Below are 19,661 nucleotides of genomic sequence, written 5' to 3' on the forward strand. Positions count from 1 at the left end.
CGGGGAGCAGCCGAGAAACGGTGCGCTCATCCACGAGTCCGACTGCGGACACGCGGCCGGCGGCGGCACCGGGATGGATAGCCGTGCCGAAGCCCGATGGGTGTCACGCCTCCGAACTGCGCGGAGTCCCGCTGTTCGGTCCGGCCCGTCGGCCCGCGCCGAAACCTGTCATCCCGCGACCAGTCGCCCGTGCAGGTGCCGCTGCACTTCATTGGGAGCTGTTTCCTCAGGAGAGGGCGCGGACCGGAGTGACCTCTTGTGTGTGGAGGATGGCGTCAAACCAGTCTGCGAGTGATCCGCCTGCGAGGTGGTAGGCGGCATTGTCGGTGCGGGCGTAGTGAGGTCCGATCATGCGCGTCTTGGTCGGCGTCTCGAGCCAGGTTCGTACCGGGGGTGGGCCATCGGTGCGGAGGTCCAGAAGATAGGCGTCCAGCCCAGCGGCTCCCAGGACCGCGTCAGCGAACTCCTCCGGAGGGGGCGGGATGTCGTAACGAGCCTTTCCGTGGTGGAAGGTCAGGCCGATGGAGACGTAACCGGCCCCGAAGTGCTCGCGGAGGTAACTGCCCGCGTTCCGGTGCGTCATCGGCGAGGAGGAGGGAGAGACGGTGCGCGGATTACCGTTGACGGTGTGTGCGATGCCGCCCCAGTAGACGATCCTGTCCGAGGTGACTTCATGCCACCGGATGGCGCCCTCGGCCAGACTCCGCTCGATGTCGGCCAGGCCGTCGATCGGGGAGTTCCTGGCTGGCGAGGAGCGGTCGGTGCCGGCGAACCGGACCGGGTCATCGGGGTGCCGGCGGTTGAAGTCGCGCATCCAGCGGACGACGTCGAGGATCTCATCGGTCTGCCAGAAGGACCGGGCCCCGGACAACATCACCTGCGGGTCACCCGTTCCGGTCCTGATGTACTCGTCGAGTCCGACACGTGACGCGTCGTCCCCTTCCAGCGCAAGTGAACGGAATCCCAGTTCCTCGACCAGCAAGCGGACGAGCCTGTGCGAGAGCGTGGACAGCTCGTGGGCCTGGCGGGTCGCGGCACCGATAGCGACGACCTGAGCGTCACCCACGATGTCTGCTACCGGCAGGAGATCGGTCAACGGGGCTTCGGAATCGAACGTGGTGAGACGATGGGCGTGCTGCCTGATCCACTCGATCACCGTTTCGGACATGGTCAGACCTCCAGTTCAGGGCGATCGGTTCCGGGACGCTTCCCCGGTCGCGGCCAGCGCCGCACGAATAGCCTCAGACATGAACAAGGGTTGAGGTCAAGCCGGCGCATACGTCTGCGTGGGTCCACACTGCACCGGGCGTGCGACGCCCCCCCCGGATAGGGTTCTTGACCCTCACACCGTGTCAGACGGTCAACTCGGAGACATCATGTTCACCATCGGAGACTTCGCCCGGCACGGCCGCGTATCGGTCCGGATGCTGCGTCACTACGACGCGACCGGACTGCTCCGCCCGGCTCACGTCGCCCCCGCCACTGGCTACCGCTACTACACGGCCGGCCAGCTCGCCCGCCTCAACCGCGTCATAGCGCTCAAGGACCTCGGCTTCACCCTTCAGCAGGTCCAGGAGATCCTGGACGAGAAGGTCACCACCGAGGAACTGCGCGCCATGCTCCGGCTGCGGCGGATGGAACTGGAAGCGGCAATGACGGCCGCGGCGGCCCGGCTCGTACAGGTCGAGGCGAGGCTCCAGTCGATCGAGAGTGAGGGGCGCATGCCCAGCAACGACGTCGTTGTGAAGAGCCTTCCGTCTGTCCGGGTGGCCGAGCTGGCCGGCGTGGCACCGGACTTCGACACCATCGGGCCGGTCATCCAGCCGCTGTACGAGGAGTTGATGCAGCGGCTGTCCGCCGCCGGAATCGCCCTGGCCGGGCCAGGCGTCGCGTACTACGAGGACGCCCCGGACGGCGGGGTCCTCGTCCATGCCGGCGTCGAGGTCTCGGCGCCACTCGGGGATTACGACGGGCTGCGGATCGTGGACCTGCCGCCCGTTGAACAGGCGGCGACCGTTGTGCACCACGGCTCGATGGACACAGTCCTGCCCACCGTCCAGACCCTGGGCCGCTGGATCGACGCCAACGGCTACCGCTCGGCCGGCTACCCCCGGGAAATCAACCTGGAGTGCCCGGACAACGAGGACGGATGGGTGACCGAGCTCCAGGAACCGGTAATCAAGGCCTGATGAGCGGGAGAAGCCACAACCCCGAACATCGCTGCATACTGCTGCGACGCCACCACGGCCGACGACCCGTCCGAGTCTGCCCGGGTGGCGAGCGCCGGCCTGAGCCGGCCTTCCACGCCCGTTCCAGGACGTCCCCCATTCGGGCGCTGTCGTGGGCGCGTGCGGTGATCTGCGTGCGGAGGCCGTCACGGGTTCGGGGGTAGTGGGTGTGGGCGTCTTCGAGGACGGCCCAGCCCTGTGTTCCGTCGGGGCCCGGAAGGGCGCCGATACGGTGGTCGGTGCGGCCGGTGACCAGCACGGCCAGCCGGGCCAGGTACTCGCACTGCAGGGCCGGAGTGAAGGCGCTGCCGTCCGGGCCTGCCAGCACGGCGGAATGCCCGTCGGCCAGCAAAGTACAGGTGGCGTCCACCGCCCTCACCACCGCGTCGAACGCAAGCCGGACCCACACGGTCCCGTGCCGTGTTCAGGTAGCAGTCGAGTAAGTCCCCTGCCCCGCCCGGCGCGTTCATGCCTGCCCCCCATACCCCTCCGCTTGCCACGACAACACCCCTGGCCAAGGCTGTTGTCCTGCGCGCACACAACGGAAACGGATGCGCCCACGCCTGTGCCCGACGACCGCGGAGCAGCGGGTTGGGGCCGGGCGGAGGGGTCGGCCGCAGCGTGCTGGCGGTCAGTGCTGGTCGGTCAGCAGGTCCCACCAGCAGGCGATGGTCGGGATCGGGAGGGTGCCTAGGGGTCCTGCCACCCGACGTTCGCGGAGCCGCGGCGATCCTCCTGCCGTTCGGCCAGCACCCGACCCGGATCACCGCCCTGACCACCCACGCGGTGACCGCCGCCTGCCAGGGCGCCTTCCCGACCCTCCACCGCGCCCCATCCCCCGGCGCTCGTCCCTGCTCGGCCTGTTGAACGACCTCGCCAACCTGCCGGCCCCGACCAGCTGGGCCGCGAACTCCTCCCGGGCTGACTGTTTCCCGGAGACCTCCCCGGACAGCACCTCTCCACCACCGTGCTCGGCCGCCGCCAGCACACCCCAACCTGCCCGCCCGCGCCACCGCCCTGGTCGCCCTCGCCCAGCACATGGGTCGCACCGCCCGTCAGTCCTGCTCGAGGGCCGGTGAAGCCTCGGCATGGCGCGGTGCCCTTTCTGGTGCTGTTACCTGTTCTCGCTGAGCTCCCACCACACGCCGAGCCCTCCAGCCCGGTGAGCTGCTCGGCGGCAAAATTCCGTTGCGACGGGCAGTGCGGGCTATGGCAGCACGGAGCCCAGCACGGCCCGCATCTGGGCGGCACTGCCATAGCGGTCGGCAGGATCCTGTGCAAGAGCCCTCTCCAGTGCCCTTTCAACGGCGGAGGGCACCTCGGGCACGAGCTCGCGGGTCCTGGTGATCGGCAGAGTGGAGACTTGCAGCCACAAGGACTCGTCGCGAGGCCGTAAGGGCTGCCCGGTCAGCATTTCGTACAGGACGGCGCCGACACCGTAGATGTCACGCTTGGCATCCGGCCGTGCGCCGTTCCAGGACTCGGGGGGCATGTACGCAGGTGAACATCGGAGGTGGGCTGGTGCCTCCCGAACTGCTGTCGAAACGCTGCTCTACGACGTGAACAGAGCCAGTCGGCCGAATCACGCTGACCTGGGTGGACTGGATTGGGTGAGACTGACCTCCTTGGTTGATCGCCCACCTCAGACCCGGCAGGTCCCGTGCCGTCCAATCCAGGCGTTTGCCGGCGAAGCCAGCCCTTCCAGCCTCTAGGAGCGTGAACCCAGTCGTGCGCTGTGAGCACGCCAGGGGCCCGCCGGAGACGGGGCCTCGGCCGCTGAGTCAGGCGCCGACGGGGATAGGGCGAGGCGCTGCGCGTGGTGCTGTCGATGAGCCGGGCTGGGCAGGTCTGGGTCAGCCTGACAGTCGGGCGAGGGCCAGCGCGTGGGCGCGGCCGAGGGCGTCACCAGCAGCGCATGGGACATCCGGCGTGACACCGGTGCCCTCCCAGTTCGTGCCGGAGACGGGGTTGACGGCGCGGCCGACGGGGACGGTGACTTCCAGGTGCGGGTGCACGGTCCATCCGTCGCACGGATGCGCGCCGCCGCGGGTGGTCTCTCCGACGACCACTGCGCGGCCGAGCTGTTGGAGGTCGTACGCCAGCTCTTCAGCGGCAGAGAAGGTGCTGTCGCTGGACAGCACGTACAACGGCTTGCTGCCGCCGAAGCGCGTGCCCGGAACATGCGGCAGGCTCCAGGACTGCTCGCCGCGCCCGTCGCCGCGCCAGTGCATGGTGTTGAGGTGGGTGCGCTCGTCGAGGAGGTAGCTGCAGACGAAGGCGACCGTGTCCGGGTCCCCGCCCCGGTTGGTGCGAAGGTCCACGATCAGTGCTTGAGCACGGGAGGCCAGGGTGAGCGCGGCGCTCAACGGTTCGGCGGCCCACTCCAGCGGAAACAGCATCGGCGCCAGCTCCACCACGGCGACCCCTCCGTCAAGCAACTGCACCCGGGGCGCGCCTCCCAGTGAGGTGTCGAAGTCCCGGCGCATGGCGTCCAGGGTGGCCGCCCCCCGCTTTGGGGGGACCGGGTCGGTGTGGTGCTTCAGTCTCAGGTGTCGGTCGCCGTTGACGGACTGCAGGTCCGCGGTGACCAGCCGGGCGAGCTCCTCGGCGTCGTCGACGTCGTAGGCGCCCTCGGCGAGGTGTCGTTGCAGCAGGCCGACGAGCTGCTCGGCTATCTCGGGGAAAACGTACTGCTCGGTCAGGAGCCGGACTGTCTCGTCGATGACAGGGGCAGGCAGAATCTTCGTCAGAGTCGTCACGGCAGGCAGTAGAGCACTGCCTTGAGAAAGCGTCAAAGAATTTAGACACTTTCGGTATGCGCGATCAGCCTTCTCACCCGACCCCTCCTGAGGACGTTCTGGAGATCGGTGCGCCTGAGCAGTTCGCGGCGCTCTCCCACCCGTTGCGTCAACGGCTGCTCTTCGCCCTGGGCCACCGGCCTGCCACCACCAGGCAGCTTGCGGCGCAGCTCGACGCGAAGAAGGGCAACGTGGCCCACCACCTCAAAGTGCTCCGGGATGCCGGGCTGGTCCGCGTCGTGGAGACCCGTCAGGTCCGCGGCGGCACCGAGCAGTACCACCAGCGCACGGCTCGTCATATGGTCGTCGCCGAACCCCGCGCGGCAGGCACCGCCGCGATGCTCACCGCGTTCGCCCAGGAGCTGGACCGCTCTTCCACGGAGACCCACCTGACAGTGCGCCACCTGCGGCTCAGCCCCGAGAAGGCAGGCGAACTCGGCGAGGCCCTCACCAAACTGGTGGGCGTGGCCGAGGAAGACGCAGAGGACCAGCCCTTGCACGCTGTGCTGGTGGCCCTCTATCAGCAGGCTCCGCCGACCAGCACCACCAGTCCTGCCCGACCCATCCAGGCGGGCACAGCCCCCAGCACCCTCAGCGCGAACAATCCCGCGACTGGATTCACTGAGACGGAAAGGGAATCGACCGGGTTCGCTGAGTGAACGTCTCGACTCCGGGCGCCAAACGGCCCGGGCCGTCGCCGTGACAAACGCCTCCGTCTCGGTGACCCGTGGCCGGCCCTGGCCGACGACGCGGCCGGCGAGGGCTGCTTGTCCGGCTACTCCACTGACGGCGACGCCGATGCGCTGGGCGAGCTGGCAGCTGCGGAGTTCAGGGCGGCGGCGTCCGCGTCGGCTGACCACTCCTGGTACCGGGCCGAAGTCGCGGCGCTGGATGGCCGGCCACCGCCCGACGACCTCGCCGGGCCGGGTCAACCCGGCGGTGATGACCGCCCTGCGGGTCGCCGTCAGAGCCGAACACCCGGTGGCGCCCGCTTTGCTGGCCTGATCCCGGCGAGCGAATCTTGATGCTGGAACACCTGGATCACCAACGCCGACGGTGACGGGATCGGCGACTACGCTGCCGCGTTGGCGCTGCACAGCCCTCCTGGGGTGTCGGCCGCGGATACGGGCCCGTTCCAGCCGGGCTTGGTGCCGGTAGACGGGCCCGTGCCGTCGCTGCTGCGCGACCGGGCGGCCGTAGGATTCAGATGATGTTCGTGTAGAGGTCCCAACCGGTGCCGAACTTCACCCGGGCGGCGAAGGTCGCGGTGCCGGTCTTGCCCGTCGAGGAGTATCGGTACACGACGCCGTTCGGGAGGCGGCAGAGTAGGTCACCCTTGCTGTCGCCGTCGATGTCACCCGGGACGAACAGCTTGTCGTACTGGTCGAAGCCGCTGCCGACCTGCTCCCGGGCGGCGAACGGCGTGGTGGCCGAGCCCGTCCCCTTGAAGAGGAACAGGCGGCCGGAGGTGTCCCGGGCGAGCAGGTCGGGCCGCGCATCGCCGGAGTAGTCGCCCGCGCCGACAAGGGCGTCGTAGCCGTTCCAGCCGGTGCCGACCTTGATGCGTGCGCCGAACTTCGTGACCAGCGCACCGTCGCCAGGATGGAGCCAAAGGGTGCCGCCCGCGTCGCGGCTGAGGAGGTCGCCCTTGCCGTCGCCGGTGAGGTCACCGGGGCCGACGGTCACGGTGTAGTTCCACGTCGTACTGACCCGCTCGCCCTGGATGTACAGGTCGCTGCCGATGTTCTGCACGTAGGTCGCGTGGTTGCGGCTGTTGAGCCCGGTGGCGTACGTGGTGCGGGATCCGGGCGTTTCCTTGCCGGCCCAGACCGGCGGCATCCGGTAGTCGCCGTTGGCCAGGGCGCTGTACTTGGCGAGGTCGCGGTCCGCTTCGGTGCCGAGGTTCTGTGCCTTGCCGTAGAGCGGCGTGGTGCCCGCCCCGACGATGAACTTGTTCAGTTCATACCCACTGCCGAAGTACGCGGGTGCGGCGAACCGGCCGCCACCGAGCGACTTGAACCAGTACTCCACGCCGTCGCGGTCGCGGGCGAGCAGGTCGCTCAGGCCGTCGCCGTCGCCGTCGTCCGAGCCGGTGATCACGTTGTACGTGTTCCAGCCGGTGCTGACCTTGACGCGGGCTTTGAGCGGGGCGGTGGCGCTGCCGGCTCCCTTGTGGAACCACAGCTCACCGTTCAGCGTACGGGTGAGGACGTCGCCTAGGCCGTCGCCGTCGACGTCGCTGGCTCCGACCAGCTGGTCGTAGATCCCCCAGCCCGAGCCGACCTTGACCTGGCCGTTGAAGGGTTTGCTGACGCTGCCGGTGCCGGTGTACAGCCACAGGTCGCCGGCATAGTCGCGGGCCAGCAGGTCGGGGCGGCGGTCCCCGGTCAGATCCCCGGTGGCCATGACGCGGTTGTAGATCTGCCAGCCGCGGCCCGACCACAGCGGCGCCGACGTGCTCGTCAGGCCGGCCTCGTAGAGCGTGAGCACGCCGTCGAAGGAGAGCGAGAGGAGCTCGGCCTTGGTGGTTCCGCCTACGTCGCCCACCGGCAGCAGGTCCTTGAACGAGGCGTTGGGGTCGGGGTCGGTCTTGTAGATCGCGTATTCGCTCCAAGACGAGATCGACGACAGGTAGACGGCCGTGGTCTGGTCGTACTCCATGACGATCATGTCGCTGATGCCGTCGCCGTCGACATCGTGCCGTGGCTTGGCGGCGGCCAGCGGCGCCGACTCCGTCGCGCGGCCGGGCATGACAACGCTCGGGTACTCGCGATCCCCGCCCGGTGCGGGCTCGGAGACCGAATCCGCCGCCGGGCCGGACAACGGCTGCACGGTGGCGGAGTCGGGTACGACGGGTGGCGGGGCAGCGCTGCTCGGGGCTGCGGTCAGGGCGCTGACGGTCAGTGCGAGTACGCCGCCGGCGGCCAGTGTGCGCAGGCTTCCACGGTGGGCTAAAGGCAAGATTCCCCCTGAGGATCGAGCCGGGACACGCCCGGACACTTCTCGCTGTGTGCTCGGAGACACACATCCGCGCTTGAACGGTTCCCGCTTCCAGCCGTGCCGCGTATGCGCCGATATGACCGGCAATTGATGTAGTGCCTGGGCTGGTCAAGCCGCCGCGCCCCGCCAGGATCGCGCTGCTACTGGCCGTCCGGGAGGCCTGTGCGGCGCCATGGCTGCCGGCGGTAGGGGCGGACAGTCATGGGGCCCTGCCGATCGCGGGCATGTCCTTCGAGGGAGGCTCATCGCAGGGTTCACGGCCCTGGCCTGTCCAACCCGCAGGTTGCTCGCCCAGCAATACGAGGCCATGCCCCGGCCCCAGTGGCGACCAGCAGGCACCAGGCACTGGATCTTGCCGGAGTTGCCGAGTGCCGCCGGTGAGGGGGTTGGGGTTCTGCTCGGTTTCGTGATGGCTACGCCTGCAGGAGGATGCGTGCTCTGAGTAGGGCGAATGAGGCCCTGCCGTCATCTGCCGCTTGATCGTTTTGATCCTGTTGACGTGGCCTTCGACGATGCCGGTGCCGTAGGGCCAGGTGAGGCCGGCGGTAACGGCGTGAAGGTCTTGGCGGATGGAGTCGGCGAAGATGCCACTGGCTCGGGGCCGCTCAGATCGGCCTTCTGAATCCAGTCCCGCAGCAGGTGGCCGCGGCGTTGGCGGAGCATGTCCGTGAACCCCCCTGCGAGGTCGCAGGCCTGGGCGATCTCCGGGCAGGCGCTCCGCACGTCCTGACGGGGCAGGGCGAGCTGTTGGAGGAACTGCGTGAGTCCGAGGGACCGGCGTCGGGAGCGTGAACACCGCCCCGAAGGCCGTGCTCGGCCGGGTCCGCTCCGTCCTGCCCGCCCGGGCGGATTACGCGGTCATGGCCCCCAGCCCCCGCCGGGACCTCTTGGCCGGCCTCACCGTGGCTCGCCGCCCTGTTCGGCGGCTCGAACCTACAGGTGTCCGGGCCGACCGGTGCGATGGCCGTGGTGCTGGTGCTGGTGCCGGTCGTCGCCCAGTACGGGCCGGAGGCGTCCTCACCGTTGGGCTGATGGCTGGCGTACTGCTGATCGGTCTCGCTCTGCTGCGGGCAGGCCGGCATGCGGTACGTGCCGGCACCGGTGGTGGTGGGCTTCACCCTGGGCATCGCGTGCGTGATCGGCCTCCAGCAGATAGCAGGCGCCCTCGGCGTCGAGAAGCCGGAGGGGGAGAAGGTCCTGTTCGTGGCGTGGCCGGCGCTCGTGGAGTTCGTGGCTTTCCCGAACTGGACGGCGATCGGCCTCGCAACAGGTGTCGCTGCGGTTGCCCGCCCGTACCCGTCCACGGCGACCTCGCGGCCACGGCACGGTCCGGCAGCGGACCACCCACGACTGGCCCCCCGTGCACCGCCGAGACACCCGCACTCAGCTCAGACCACCACCCTCCACAGGAACAACAACGAAGGGCAGCAGCACCACGAGCGACATCGTCTTCAAGGACTCCAACGGCACCGTCCTGAGCACAGGGTTCCTCAAGAAGGCCTGACCGGCGAAGGACCCCCTCCGGGAAGCCGAACGTCACGAAGGTGGCCCGCCGGGTCCCGCGAGTTGCAGGGATCTGCAATTGTGGAGGTCATGAGGTGTGAAGAGGGGCGAACGGACGCTCCTTGCGAAGGAACGGCTGGGTGGATGAGATGGGCAGTCACGGCAGGGGTACGCAGGTGAGCACGCCGCTGTACCAGCTGAAGGCGGAGTTCTTCAAGACGCTGGGGCACCCAGTGCGCATCCGCGTCCTGGAGCTCCTGTCCGTACGCGAGCACGCGGTCGCCGAGATGCTGCCCGAGGTCGGGGTGGAGGCGGCGAGCCTCTCCCAGCAGCTGGCCGTCCTGCGCAAAGCCAACCTGGTGGTCACCCGCCGAGAGGGCTCGAACGTGTTCTACAGCCTCACCCACCCCCAGATCGCCGAGCTCCTGCGGGTCGCCCGCGGCATCCTCTCCGGCGTCCTGGAGGGCCAGGCCGAACTCCTGGCCGACCTCAAGGCCGGCCGCCACACCTGAACGGTGCGCCCCACGGTGCCGGCCCTGCGGGGCCCGCACCCCACACACGGCGGCCGTCTTCCGTTAGTGCGGGTTCAACGCGCTTCTGACACCGGAAGACGGCCGCTCCCTTGCTTGCGGGGCCCGGGCCCGCCCGGTTCCAGGGGTTGCACAGGGGCAGTGATAGGGAGACCAGGCCGAGGGCTGCGTATCCGGAGGCGAGATCAGTGCGTGATCAGCTCGATACGTTTCGCGATGTCACTTGCAGTGGCTCAGTGGCCGCCCGGTTCGGGAGCCCAGCATCACCAGGCCGGTGATGAACAGAGACAGGCCGATGATCAGCGCCGGGGTGCCGGGACCGAAAGCATGCAGAGGCCGACGCGGCCCGGCCCGGCTTCGTCCGCCCGGCTCCGCGACGCGAGGTTCCCGGAGCGGGGCTGTTGCCATCCGGTGCTGAGAATCCGGGCGACGGTTCCCCGGTTGTGTGTGTGGCAGCGCCACTTCGGGCGCGGTGGGCAGCGGTCTGGACTGTGGCGGGGTGGCCCGCTCGAGGAAGCGAAGCAGTTCGACGGGGAACGGCAGGACGAGGGTGGAGTTCTTCTCGGCGGCAACCGCGACGACCGTCTGCAGCAGCCTGAGCTGGCGGGCGGCGGGCTGGTCTGACATGACGGCGGCGGCTTCAGCCGGCTTCTTGGAGGCCTGGAGTTCGGCGTCGGCGTTGATCATCCTGGCTCGGCGTTCGCGGTCCGCCTCGGCTTGCCGTGCCATCGACCGCTTCATCGTCTCCGGGAGGGAGACGTCCTTGATCTCCACCCGGTCGATGGTCACGCCCGACTCGACAGCTGGGCTTGTCCATCATCAGTTCCAGACGCTGGTTCAGCTTCTCGCGATTGGAGAGCAGCTCGTCGAGGTCGCTCTTGCCCAGGATGGAGCGGAGTGAGGTCTGTGCCATCTGGGAGACGGCGAAGCGGTAGTGCTCGACGCGGATGATCGCGTCGACGGGGTCGACGACCTTGAAGTAGATGACGGCGTCGACCCGGACGGTGACGTTGCTGTTTGCCGACTACGGCCCCGGGGTGTCGTCGTACCAGGGGCCCCGCAGTCTGTGCCGGGGGCCGTTCGTTGAGCCCTTGCCCCAGGAACGGGTCTGCCGCAGCGACGAGTTGCGGCAGTGGCCTTCGCTCGTGGGCATGCTCGCGCTGGCGACCGCGGCGACCGTCACCTCCGCGGCGACCGTCACCTCCGCGGCGACCACGGTGTACGCCAAGGTCCTTGCCCGCCTGGCTCCCAGTGAAGAACCCCGCGTGAACCCGCAGGGCTGCGGTTTGCCGTTGCAGCCGCTCGGTGGCTGAGTTCGGGGCAGGCCTACGGGCCGGTGGTGAATGCGCGGACCGTCAACGGCTGCCGGCGTGACCGTTCGCAACGGGGCTGGTGCGGGGAAGGTCCTCGGATACCCGGGTGGCGAAGATGGGTGTTGGCCCCGATGCGCCGGGCGGGGGAGTCAGGTGATGGTGGGGATCCGGAGCGCCTTCTGTTCGGGGCGGCCCTTGTGGGGTGCGGGCGCTCGCGGCAGCACCTGTGAACGGAGCCGCGCCGATGACGACCCCGCCCCCGTTTCCGCATCAGCCCCGCATCTGCTGGGCGGGTCCGCCATGAGCGTCACCGCGTGGCTGGCCGTGGCGGTGTTCGGGGCTGTCTACGTGCTGATCGCGACGGAGAGGGTCCACCGGGTGGCCGCGGCCCTGGGCGGTGCGGTCGTCATGCTGCTGATCGGCGCGACGAGCCCGGAGCACGCGTTCTTCTCCGATGTGGCGGGGATCGACTGGGACGTCATCTTCCTGCTGCTGGGCATGATGCTGATCGTCTCCGTCCTCAAACGGACCGGCCTGTTCGAGTTCGTTGCGATCTGGGCGGCCAAGCGGTCGCACGGCCGCCCGTACCGGCTGATGGTGCTGCTGATCTTCGCGACGGCGTGCCTGTCGGCGTGCCTGGACAACGTCACCACCGTCATGCTGATCGCCCCGGTGACCATCGCGGTCTGCACCAAGCTCGGTGTTCCGGTCGTGCCCTACCTGATCGCCGAGGTGATGGCTTGCAACATCGGCGGGGCCGCCACCCTGATCGGCGACCCGCCCAACATCATGATCGGCTCCCGCGCCGGTCTGTCCTTCAACGACTTCCTGCTCCACATGGCACCGATCACCACGGTGCTGATCGTGGTGTTCGCGGGGATGGCCCGCTGGATGTTCTGCGGCGCCTTCTCCTACGACCCCAAGCGGGCCGCGCACGTCATGGCCATGCGCGAGCGGGACGCCATCACCGACGCCCGGCTCCTGGCCGTCAGCGGCATCGTCGTCGTGATCGTGATGGCCTGCTTCGTCCTGCACACCACCCTCCACCTGGAGCCGTCGGTCGTGGCGATCTCCGGTGGCCTGCTCCTCCTCGCCGCATCCCGGCTCGATGCGCGCAAGGTCGCGGCGGACGTCGAGTGGGAGACCCTGGCGTTCTTCGCCGGCCTGTTCGTGATGGTCGGCGCCCTGGTGCAGACAGGGATCCTCACCGACCTCGGCCAGGCAGCGGCCCGCGCACTGGACGGCAACCTGTTCGGGGCGTCCATGGCCCTGCTGTTCGGGTCGATCGTGCCGTCCGCGGTGATCGACAACATTCCCTTCGTCGCCTCGACCAGCCCGGTCGTCTCCGAGATCGTCGCCGCCTCCGGAGGCGGCGAGCAGGCGCAGGTGCTGTGGTGGTCCTTCGCCCTCGGTGCCGACCTCGCGGGCAACGCCACGATCATCGCCTCCTCCGCCAACGTCGTCACCGTCGGCATCGCCGAGCGCGCCGGACACCACATCTCCTTCTGGCAGTTCAGCCGATACGGACTGATCGTCACCGCCGTCACCACTGCCATCGCCGGCCTCTATGTGTGGCTGCGCTACTTCGCCCTCGCCTGACCGATGGAAAGGAGGCAAGGCCATGAACGACTCCGATGACGAGCGGATCGCCGACCTCGAAGCCGCGCTGTGGCACGACGATCCCCGCTTCGCCCGCGGCCTGGGCAAGGGCCGCCCCCGACGGCCCCGCGAGTACCGGCGCGGCCGGGCCTGGCTGGCCCTGCTGCTGGCCCTGGCCGCCGTGGTCACCGGAGTACTGGTCCCGCACGGGCTGCTGCTGGCGGCCGGCCTGATCATGGCCGCGCTCGCGGTCAACCTCCTCGACAGCAACTGCCTGCGCCGGCGCAGGCCCTAGGGGGCATTCCGTGATGCTGCAGCAGCTTTACCTGGTGCTGCTGGTGGGCGGCGTCGTCCTCATGGCCAGCATCGCCGCCGCCCGTACCGCGCACCGGCTCGGTCTGCCGAGCCTGCTGCTGTTCCTCGCGGTGGGGGTGATCGCGGGCGAGGACGTGATCGGCATCGAGTTCGACGACGCGCAGCTCGCCCAGTCCCTGGGCACCGCCGGCCTTGCCGTCATCCTCGTCGAGGGCGGCCTGAGCACCCACTGGCCCGACGTCCGGCGGCTGCTCGCACCTGCCGGTGTGCTGGCCACCGCGGGCGTTGCCGTGTCGGTGGCGGTCACGGGTGCCGGCGCCCACTACCTCCTCGGCATGGACTGGCACCTGGCCCTGCTCCTCGGCGCGATCGTCTCCTCCACCGACGCCGCCGCCGTCTTCGCCGTCCTGCGTTCCTTGCCCCTGCCGCGCAAGACCACGGGGCTCCTGGAGGCGGAGTCCGGGTTCAACGACGCCCCCACCATCATCCTGGTCCTGGTCTTCTCCACTGCCGTCGCCGACCTCCCCGGCCCCGCAGCGATCCTCGGCAACGTTCTCTACCAGCTCGTCGTCGGCGGATTGCTGGGGCTGGCCGTCGGCAGGATCGGGGTGGCCGCGCTGCGGCACATCGCCCTGCCGGCCACCGGTCTCTACCCGCTGGCCACTGTCGGGTTCGGCATCATCGCCTTCGCTGCCGGCGGGTTCGTCAACGCGAGCGGCATCATCGCCGCCTACCTGGCCGGGCTGGTCCTGGGCAACTCGCGCCTGCCCCACCGCGCGGCGACCCGCTCCTTCGCCGAAGGGACCGGATGGCTCGCCCAGATCGGGCTGTTCGTCATGCTCGGGCTGCTCGTCGACCCCAGCGAACTGTCCTCCGCCATCGTGCCCGCCCTCGCGGTCGGCCTGGTCCTGCTGCTGATCGCCCGCCCCGTCTCGGTCGCCGCCTGCCTGCTGCCCTTCCGCACCCCCTGGCGGGAACAGGCCTTCATCTCCTGGGCCGGACTGCGCGGCGCCGTACCGATCGTCCTCGCCACCTTCCCGATCGTCGCGTCCGTCGAGGGCTCCCGGCACCTGCTCAACATCGTCTTCGTCCTCGTCGTCGTCTTCACCCTCGTCCAAGGCCCCACCCTGCCCGCCGCCGCACGCCTCCTGCACATCGCCCGGCCGGGGGCCGTGCGGGAGATCCAGGTCGAGAGCGCGCCCCTGGACGTCCTCGACGCCGACCTCCTTACCGTCACCGTCCCGCCCGGCTCACGCCTGAACGGAGTGGCCGTCTTCGAGCTCCGGCTCCCGCCACCGGCGGTGATCACCCTCCTCGTCCGCGCCGGCGTCACCCAGGTCCCCGGCCCCGACACGGTCCTCGCCGCCGGCGATGAGCTGCTCCTGGTCACCACTTCGACCACCCGGCAGGCGACCGAGCGCAGGCTGCGCGCGGTCGGCCGCCGGGGCAGACTCGCCCGCTGGCTCGGCGAACACGGCAGGTCCGAACCGGTCGGCGGCGGCACCGAGTGACCTACGAGTTGTTCCGGGGCGGGGAGACCTGCGCGAATCCGACCAGGGCGACACCGGCCATCAGGAGCGGCACGAAGACCGTGAACGGCAATGCGGGCGCACCGGCGAGCGCCCCAGCCATGACGAGCGTTCCCACGCCCCGGACGACCGGCCGCCGCACGCTTGCCGAAGCCAGGGCAAGACGACACGGCTGGTCACGATCGTCCAGACGCCGGCGGTCCCGGCTCCAAGGGCCATCGCGATCGTGGCCGCCTGTACAACGGTGAGCACATGTACCTCCGTACATCATCATCATGAGCGTGGGCGCGGGAGTTGCGTGTTCGTGGTGAAGGCCGTCCCGCAGACGGCCTGGTCACCGATCGCGGCGAGCGGCGGCAAGCTTGCAGGCCAGGTATACGGAGGTCGCCGGCCACAGGACGATCGACCCGGGGGAAACGCCTGTGCATCACGACGACGAGCCCGTCTTCGCACGCAGCACGTGGGGAACCAACCGCTACTACTACAACCCGCGCAATCCCGTCGGCCTCGCACTGATCGTCATCACCGTGCTCTTCGTCGGGACAATGATGATCCTCATGGCGAACCGGGCCGGACCGTTCGCGGCCCCTCCCGCCCTCGAACCGTGGAAGTCCCCGGCGTACGAGCACACTTGGACGCCCGTGCCGACGACGGGCACCCCGGGAGTAGGTGCCCCGTGAGCGGGATACGGAACTGGCGGCGGCAGACGGGATCCCTCCTGGTGTGGTGGGCCGTCGTCACCCTCGTGCTGGTGCTGCTCAGCGCGGCTCTGGGCCGGCCGGTGACCCTGGTGGGGTGCGGTGCGTCCGCGGTGCTCCTGATCGCGGTGGGCGAGGCGGGCAACGGGCTGAAGCAGCGCCTGCGGCACAGGACCAGGAGAGCAGGATGACGCAGAGCGTCCCGATACCCGGGCCGATGATCGTCTGTGGTGACGACGCGCTCGCCGTTCGCCTGGCCGGCGAACTCCACGACATCTACCGCCAGCCCGTCACGCTCCTCGTGCCCGACGCCGGCACCATCGGCCCCCAGCCCCCTGCCACCACCCGTGTCGTGGAAGCCGACACGGCGGACGCGGCGGCGCTGCGGGAGGCGGGCATCGCCCACGCCGCTGCAGTCGCGCTCGTCTACGAGGACGACGAGTTCAACATCCGGGCCGCGCTGGCGGCCCGCCGTATCAAAGCGCGGGTCCGCCTCGTCATCCGCCTCTACAACCGCAAGCTCGGCCGCTACCTCGCCGAACTCCTCGACCAGGCCGCCGTGGTGACCGGCGGCCATGCGGGGGAGTCGGCGATCACGGTCCTCTCGGACGCCGACACCGTTGCCCCCGCCCTCGCGGCGGCCGTCGTCGCCGGGACGAGCAAGGTCCTCCAGGCCGACGGCCTGCTGTTCCGCGCGATTGAGCGCACCCCCGTGCAGCGGCGCGAGGCCACCGAGCCGGTCCTGTGCACGCTGGCCCTGCTCTCCTCCACCACCGAGGCCCCTGACGGCACCGAGGGAACGGACGCCAGCGGGCCGGCCGGACCCCGGCTCCTGCCCGCCCCGATGGAGATCGCACAGTCAGCGCAGCGCGGCGCCGTCGTCCTCGAAGCCGTATCGCACCCCGCCGCCTCCCCGGCGCCCGGTCGGCTCAGTGCCGCCCGCCTGCCGGTGATGGAGCTGTTCTCACGCCGGGTCCGCTGGTCACTGGCCGGCTTCACCGCCGCCGTCATCGCCATGCCCCGCATGCACGCGCCAAGCTAGGACAGAACAGATGACGGCGAGCCTGCCCCCGTGCCCGAAGTGCTCCGGCGAGTACACCTACGAGATGAACGCCCTGATGGTCTGCCCGGAGTGCGCCCATGAGTGGGTACCCGCCGCGGCCGCGACGGATGCCGTGGGCGCGGCCGGTGAGCGGGTGGTCAAGGACGCCGTCGGGAACGTGCTGAACGACGGCGACACCGTGACCGTCGTCAAGGCCCTCAAGGTCAAGGGCAGCCCTTCGGGGATCAAGGCGGGCACCAAGGTGCGCAACATCCGACTGGTCGACGGGGTCGACGACCACGACATCGACTGCAAGATCGATGGATTCGGCGCCATGCAGCTCAAGTCGGGCGTGGTCAAGAAGGCCTGACCTCAGGAGGGTCGTTGCCGACGTCGCGGTCGGCGACGGGTTCGCCCAGTTTCGTGATTTCCACCCGCGCCCACAAGCACGGTGAGTAGCGTGATCATCATGATGAGGCTGACGGTCGTTCGTCGGCCTGAGCAACGAAATGGTGAGGAGCTGCAGCTGATGGCGAACGTGGAGACGTCTTTGAAGGAAGCGATGACGTCGATCGAGGGCACTGTGGGGGCCGCCTTGGTGGACTACACCAGCGGCATGGCCCTGGGCACCCTCGGCGGCGGAAACGACCTTGACATGACGGTCGCGGCGGCGGGCAATACGGATGTGATCCGGGCAAAGGCTCGCACGCTGGAGATGCTGGGTCTCGATGACGGGATCGAGGACATACTGATCACGATGGGCAGCCAGTACCACCTCATCCGGCTGCTCACAGGACGGACGGGTCATGGACTGTTCCTGTACGTGGTGCTGAACAAGACCAGCTCGAACCTGGCCATGGCCCGCCACCAGCTCAAGCGCATCGAAGCAGCCCTGGAGCTGTAGCGGTTTGTGGCTTCACCCCGCCTTCGCACGTCCACGAGTTGCGGATCTCTGCAACTCGGCATATCTGCATCTACTTAATGGCGAGCCAAGGCGACCACTCGCGGCGTTCTCCTGGCTGGCAGTCGGCCGGTGTGGTGGGCGCGGTTGGGCAGGGTCAGGTCTGTGCCGGTGAGGTGGCCGGCGCCGGCGGCGATGTTGTCGGTGAGGTGGCCGGTGTCGCCGGCGCCGGGGATGGCGAGCATGTGAGGGCCTTGGTGCAAGGTGCAGGTGGGTAGCAGAGAGCGGGCAGCGGCGCATCGACATCGGGATCAGCCTGAAGGCCGAGGTCCGGGGAGGCGAGGATCCGCAGGGTTGGCCGCAGGAGCAGCAGCCGCCCGGGCGACAGGCCGGCCCGTTCGGCGGTGCCCGCTAGGCCCCGGCCCGGCTTGCCGGTCATGCTGGGCGTGCCAAGCCCGAAGCGGCGGTGAAAGAGGCCATCCCTGAGTGCCTCGGCTCCCGCCCCTCGAGCTGATGCTCGCCCAGGACGCCGAGTCCGTCGCCGTACCCGGCGTCCTGGCGGGCGGCCGTCCCACCAGGACCCTTGAAGCCTCCAATCGAAGATCAACAGTCAAGTCTCGTCCCACGTGGGGCAGATCCCCGGGGCGCCGGTCCTCAGTGCCGCTAGGGGGCGGGTTCGTAGACGATGGTGTTCCAGCGCAGCTTCGTCGCGGTCCGCTGGCCGGCGTACTCGCAGTGGTAGCCGCCGGCTGGGGGGAAGCCACTGGGCTGGGTCCTTGTCGGCCTTGGACGGGTTCGACTTCGCGGTGACCGCGATCAGCGTCAACGGCGACGCCTGGTCGTTCGCATACGCCTCAAGCCGCGCGGCGTTCCACGCGAAGCCGCCAGCTGGCGGGGAGCGTTATTCGAACTTTGCGGTACTCCCCGCTAGCGGGATGGGCTGATCACTCGTGGTGTGTGGGCTGCGCTGTGACCGCGCCTCCGTGGTGACTACGCCCCTTGCGGCTCGTTGGTGTGGACGCCGGGTCAGTCGGACTCGAAGCTGGGCGTTGCGGGTCCGATGTTGGCCGCTTCGTCCATGAACTGAAGATTCGTGACGAAGTTGAGGACGAACGCGGTGAACGGGCTGTCGAAGGTCACGCAGCCGGATCCATGCACCGCTGTGACGACCTTCCATTGGATCGGATCAGGTTCCAACAGGGCTGGCACGTCGGGTCGTTTGGTCGCGGCACAACTTCTCTACGGGGTTCCGTGAACTGTCGGACGTCCTGTTTCCGGGGATCGAGCCGAGTATCGAGCGGCTGCATGTCGCGTGCCGCATTCTGTTTGTGGACGCGGTTGGTACTGGTCCTCCCGGTCGCCGCGGTCCGGGCAGCCCGCCGGCTGGAGGTGACCGCCGAGAGCGTCGGCTACTGGGCAGCCTGTGGAACGACCAGCGACCTGGACGCGGGACAGGCCGCCGCGCACCTGGGGCTTAACGAGGAGGCAGCACGCAAATTGATGGCCCGCTTCGGCCGCTGGAGCCCGTACCGCTGACGAGGCCGGCCTCGATCGGGTTGGCGGCCCGCCCGGGGCGACGTGCGAAGGGGACCCGTGCGAGCTTCACCGGCCGGCCTGCCAGGACGGCTCCCACGCCCACGGAGCCCACGCCACGATGAAGGCAAAGGACGGAATCGGCGGCCTACAGGGCGGCCTCGTACACCAGGTTGCGGAGTGTACGCGGCACCTGATCTTGTGGCGGGAGCAGGAGCACCGATCTACGCCACGGCCCGAGGCCAGAGCACCGACGGCGGCAGCAGGCGGTGACAGCACGCTGCCTCGTGGGTGACAACTGTCCTGATTCGTGATGCCTTCAGCGCCAAGTCGGCGAACTGTGACTGAGCGTCGTAGGTGGGCAGAGAGCGGGCAGTTGGCCAGCCTGAGCACGGGCACGGGCACGGGCGCGTGCCCGTCGTGAAGATCGTGTTGCGGTTCTGCACTGGGTGCTCGGAGTGCTCCCATACTCGGGGGCGACGGGGGAGCGGGGGCAGGGGTGGAGTGGACGATCTGGGCCGGCTTCGCCGCGGGGCTGCTGATCTCGATGGTGACCGCGCCGGTCGGTGTGTCGGGGGCGGTCTTCCTCCTCCCGGTCCAGATCAGCGTGCTCGGCGTGCCCAGCCCGGCCGTCACCCCGACGAACCTCCTCTTCAACGTGGTCGCCGGGCC

17 protein-coding genes and 4 pseudogenes are annotated in these 19,661 nt (G+C 69.3%); 15 read left to right on the top strand and 6 right to left on the bottom strand.

Annotated elements, in window-relative coordinates; translation table 11 throughout:
- Positions 1-226 precede the first annotated feature (226 nt).
- The gene (locus ACFWP3_RS03105; RefSeq protein WP_384215672.1) at positions 227-1,168 is read right to left on the bottom strand and encodes an erythromycin esterase family protein; all 942 of its coding nucleotides are present in this window, start codon (positions 1,166-1,168) and stop codon (positions 227-229) included.
- Positions 1,169-1,376: 208 nt separating this feature from the next.
- Between ACFWP3_RS03105 and ACFWP3_RS03110 the strand changes: the two genes are divergently transcribed.
- Complete coding sequence (locus tag ACFWP3_RS03110) at positions 1,377-2,189, top strand: MerR family transcriptional regulator (RefSeq protein WP_384215673.1); 813 nt, start codon at positions 1,377-1,379, stop codon at positions 2,187-2,189.
- Between the two features lie 1,246 nt (positions 2,190-3,435).
- On the opposite strand, the pseudogene ACFWP3_RS03115 reads toward ACFWP3_RS03110, so the two are convergent.
- Positions 3,436-3,738 (bottom strand): annotated as a pseudogene (locus ACFWP3_RS03115) (serine/threonine-protein kinase); the annotation flags it as partial.
- Between the two features lie 343 nt (positions 3,739-4,081).
- Positions 4,082-4,987 carry a S41 family peptidase gene (locus ACFWP3_RS03120; RefSeq protein WP_384215674.1) on the bottom strand — a complete coding sequence of 302 codons (906 nt, stop codon included), beginning with the start codon at positions 4,985-4,987 and terminating at the stop codon, positions 4,082-4,084.
- 56 nt (positions 4,988-5,043) lie between these two features.
- On the opposite strand from ACFWP3_RS03120, the gene ACFWP3_RS03125 reads away from it, so the two are divergent.
- Positions 5,044-5,685: an ArsR/SmtB family transcription factor gene (locus ACFWP3_RS03125; protein ID WP_384215675.1), complete on the top strand. Its 642-nt coding sequence runs from the start codon at positions 5,044-5,046 to the stop codon at positions 5,683-5,685.
- 544 nt (positions 5,686-6,229) lie between these two features.
- Here the strand turns inward: ACFWP3_RS03125 and ACFWP3_RS03130 are convergent.
- Complete coding sequence (locus ACFWP3_RS03130) at positions 6,230-7,987, bottom strand: FG-GAP repeat domain-containing protein (protein ID WP_384215676.1); 1,758 nt, start codon at positions 7,985-7,987, stop codon at positions 6,230-6,232.
- Positions 7,988-8,814: 827 nt separating this feature from the next.
- Here ACFWP3_RS03130 and ACFWP3_RS03135 point away from each other — a divergent pair.
- A pseudogene (locus ACFWP3_RS03135) lies at positions 8,815-9,310 on the top strand (SulP family inorganic anion transporter); the annotation flags it as partial.
- Between the two features lie 395 nt (positions 9,311-9,705).
- Positions 9,706-10,041, top strand: coding sequence for a metalloregulator ArsR/SmtB family transcription factor (locus ACFWP3_RS03140; protein WP_280913745.1), 336 nt, complete (start codon positions 9,706-9,708; stop codon positions 10,039-10,041).
- A 237-nt stretch (positions 10,042-10,278) separates the two neighbouring features.
- Here the strand turns inward: ACFWP3_RS03140 and ACFWP3_RS03145 are convergent.
- A pseudogene (locus ACFWP3_RS03145) lies at positions 10,279-11,071 on the bottom strand (SPFH domain-containing protein); the annotation flags it as partial.
- Here ACFWP3_RS03145 and ACFWP3_RS03150 point away from each other — a divergent pair.
- The 9 genes from ACFWP3_RS03150 to ACFWP3_RS03190 all read left to right on the top strand — a co-directional run bounded on the left by ACFWP3_RS03150 (position 11,043) and on the right by ACFWP3_RS03190 (position 17,459).
- Complete coding sequence (locus ACFWP3_RS03150) at positions 11,043-11,372, top strand: hypothetical protein (RefSeq protein ID WP_384215677.1); 330 nt, start codon at positions 11,043-11,045, stop codon at positions 11,370-11,372. The pseudogene ACFWP3_RS03145 and the gene ACFWP3_RS03150 sit on opposite strands and share 29 nt — an antisense overlap.
- 300 nt (positions 11,373-11,672) lie before the next feature.
- Entirely contained in the window at positions 11,673-12,971 is a 1,299-nt protein-coding gene (locus tag ACFWP3_RS03155; protein ID WP_384215678.1) for an SLC13 family permease, read from the top strand.
- A 22-nt stretch (positions 12,972-12,993) separates the two neighbouring features.
- The gene (locus ACFWP3_RS03160; protein ID WP_384215679.1) at positions 12,994-13,266 is read left to right on the top strand and encodes a DUF3040 domain-containing protein; all 273 of its coding nucleotides are present in this window, start codon (positions 12,994-12,996) and stop codon (positions 13,264-13,266) included.
- A 10-nt stretch (positions 13,267-13,276) separates the two neighbouring features.
- Positions 13,277-14,797 carry a potassium/proton antiporter gene (locus ACFWP3_RS03165; RefSeq protein ID WP_384215680.1) on the top strand — a complete coding sequence of 507 codons (1,521 nt, stop codon included), beginning with the start codon at positions 13,277-13,279 and terminating at the stop codon, positions 14,795-14,797.
- A gap of 440 nt (positions 14,798-15,237) precedes the next feature.
- Positions 15,238-15,495: a hypothetical protein gene (locus tag ACFWP3_RS03170; RefSeq protein WP_384215681.1), complete on the top strand. Its 258-nt coding sequence runs from the start codon at positions 15,238-15,240 to the stop codon at positions 15,493-15,495.
- A complete protein-coding gene (locus ACFWP3_RS03175) occupies positions 15,492-15,704 on the top strand; it encodes a hypothetical protein (protein ID WP_384215682.1) in 213 nt (70 codons plus the stop codon). Before ACFWP3_RS03170 ends, ACFWP3_RS03175 begins: the two co-directional genes overlap by 4 nt.
- Complete coding sequence (locus ACFWP3_RS03180) at positions 15,701-16,555, top strand: NAD-binding protein (RefSeq protein ID WP_384215683.1); 855 nt, start codon at positions 15,701-15,703, stop codon at positions 16,553-16,555. The genes ACFWP3_RS03175 and ACFWP3_RS03180 overlap by 4 nt, the downstream gene beginning before the upstream one ends.
- Before the next feature lie 10 nt (positions 16,556-16,565).
- Complete coding sequence (locus ACFWP3_RS03185; RefSeq protein ID WP_384215684.1) at positions 16,566-16,925, top strand: zinc ribbon domain-containing protein YjdM; 360 nt, start codon at positions 16,566-16,568, stop codon at positions 16,923-16,925.
- Between the two features lie 159 nt (positions 16,926-17,084).
- Complete coding sequence (locus ACFWP3_RS03190) at positions 17,085-17,459, top strand: hypothetical protein (protein ID WP_384215694.1); 375 nt, start codon at positions 17,085-17,087, stop codon at positions 17,457-17,459.
- Between the two features lie 74 nt (positions 17,460-17,533).
- Here the strand turns inward: ACFWP3_RS03190 and ACFWP3_RS03195 are convergent, their stop codons facing one another.
- The gene (locus ACFWP3_RS03195; RefSeq protein WP_384215685.1) at positions 17,534-17,701 is read right to left on the bottom strand and encodes a hypothetical protein; all 168 of its coding nucleotides are present in this window, start codon (positions 17,699-17,701) and stop codon (positions 17,534-17,536) included.
- Between the two features lie 1,060 nt (positions 17,702-18,761).
- Between ACFWP3_RS03195 and ACFWP3_RS03200 the strand changes: the two genes are divergently transcribed.
- Together ACFWP3_RS03200 and ACFWP3_RS03205 are read left to right on the top strand one after the other, a co-directional pair.
- Positions 18,762-18,992 (top strand): hypothetical protein, encoded by a 231-nt coding sequence (locus ACFWP3_RS03200; RefSeq protein ID WP_384215686.1) that lies wholly within the window; start codon positions 18,762-18,764, stop codon positions 18,990-18,992.
- A 544-nt stretch (positions 18,993-19,536) separates the two neighbouring features.
- Positions 19,537-19,661 (top strand): annotated as a pseudogene (locus ACFWP3_RS03205) (sulfite exporter TauE/SafE family protein); the annotation flags it as partial.

The sequence above is a fragment of the Streptomyces sp. NPDC058525 genome (genome assembly GCF_042719495.1).
In the GTDB taxonomy this organism is placed as follows: Bacteria; Actinomycetota; Actinomycetes; order Streptomycetales; family Streptomycetaceae; genus Streptomyces.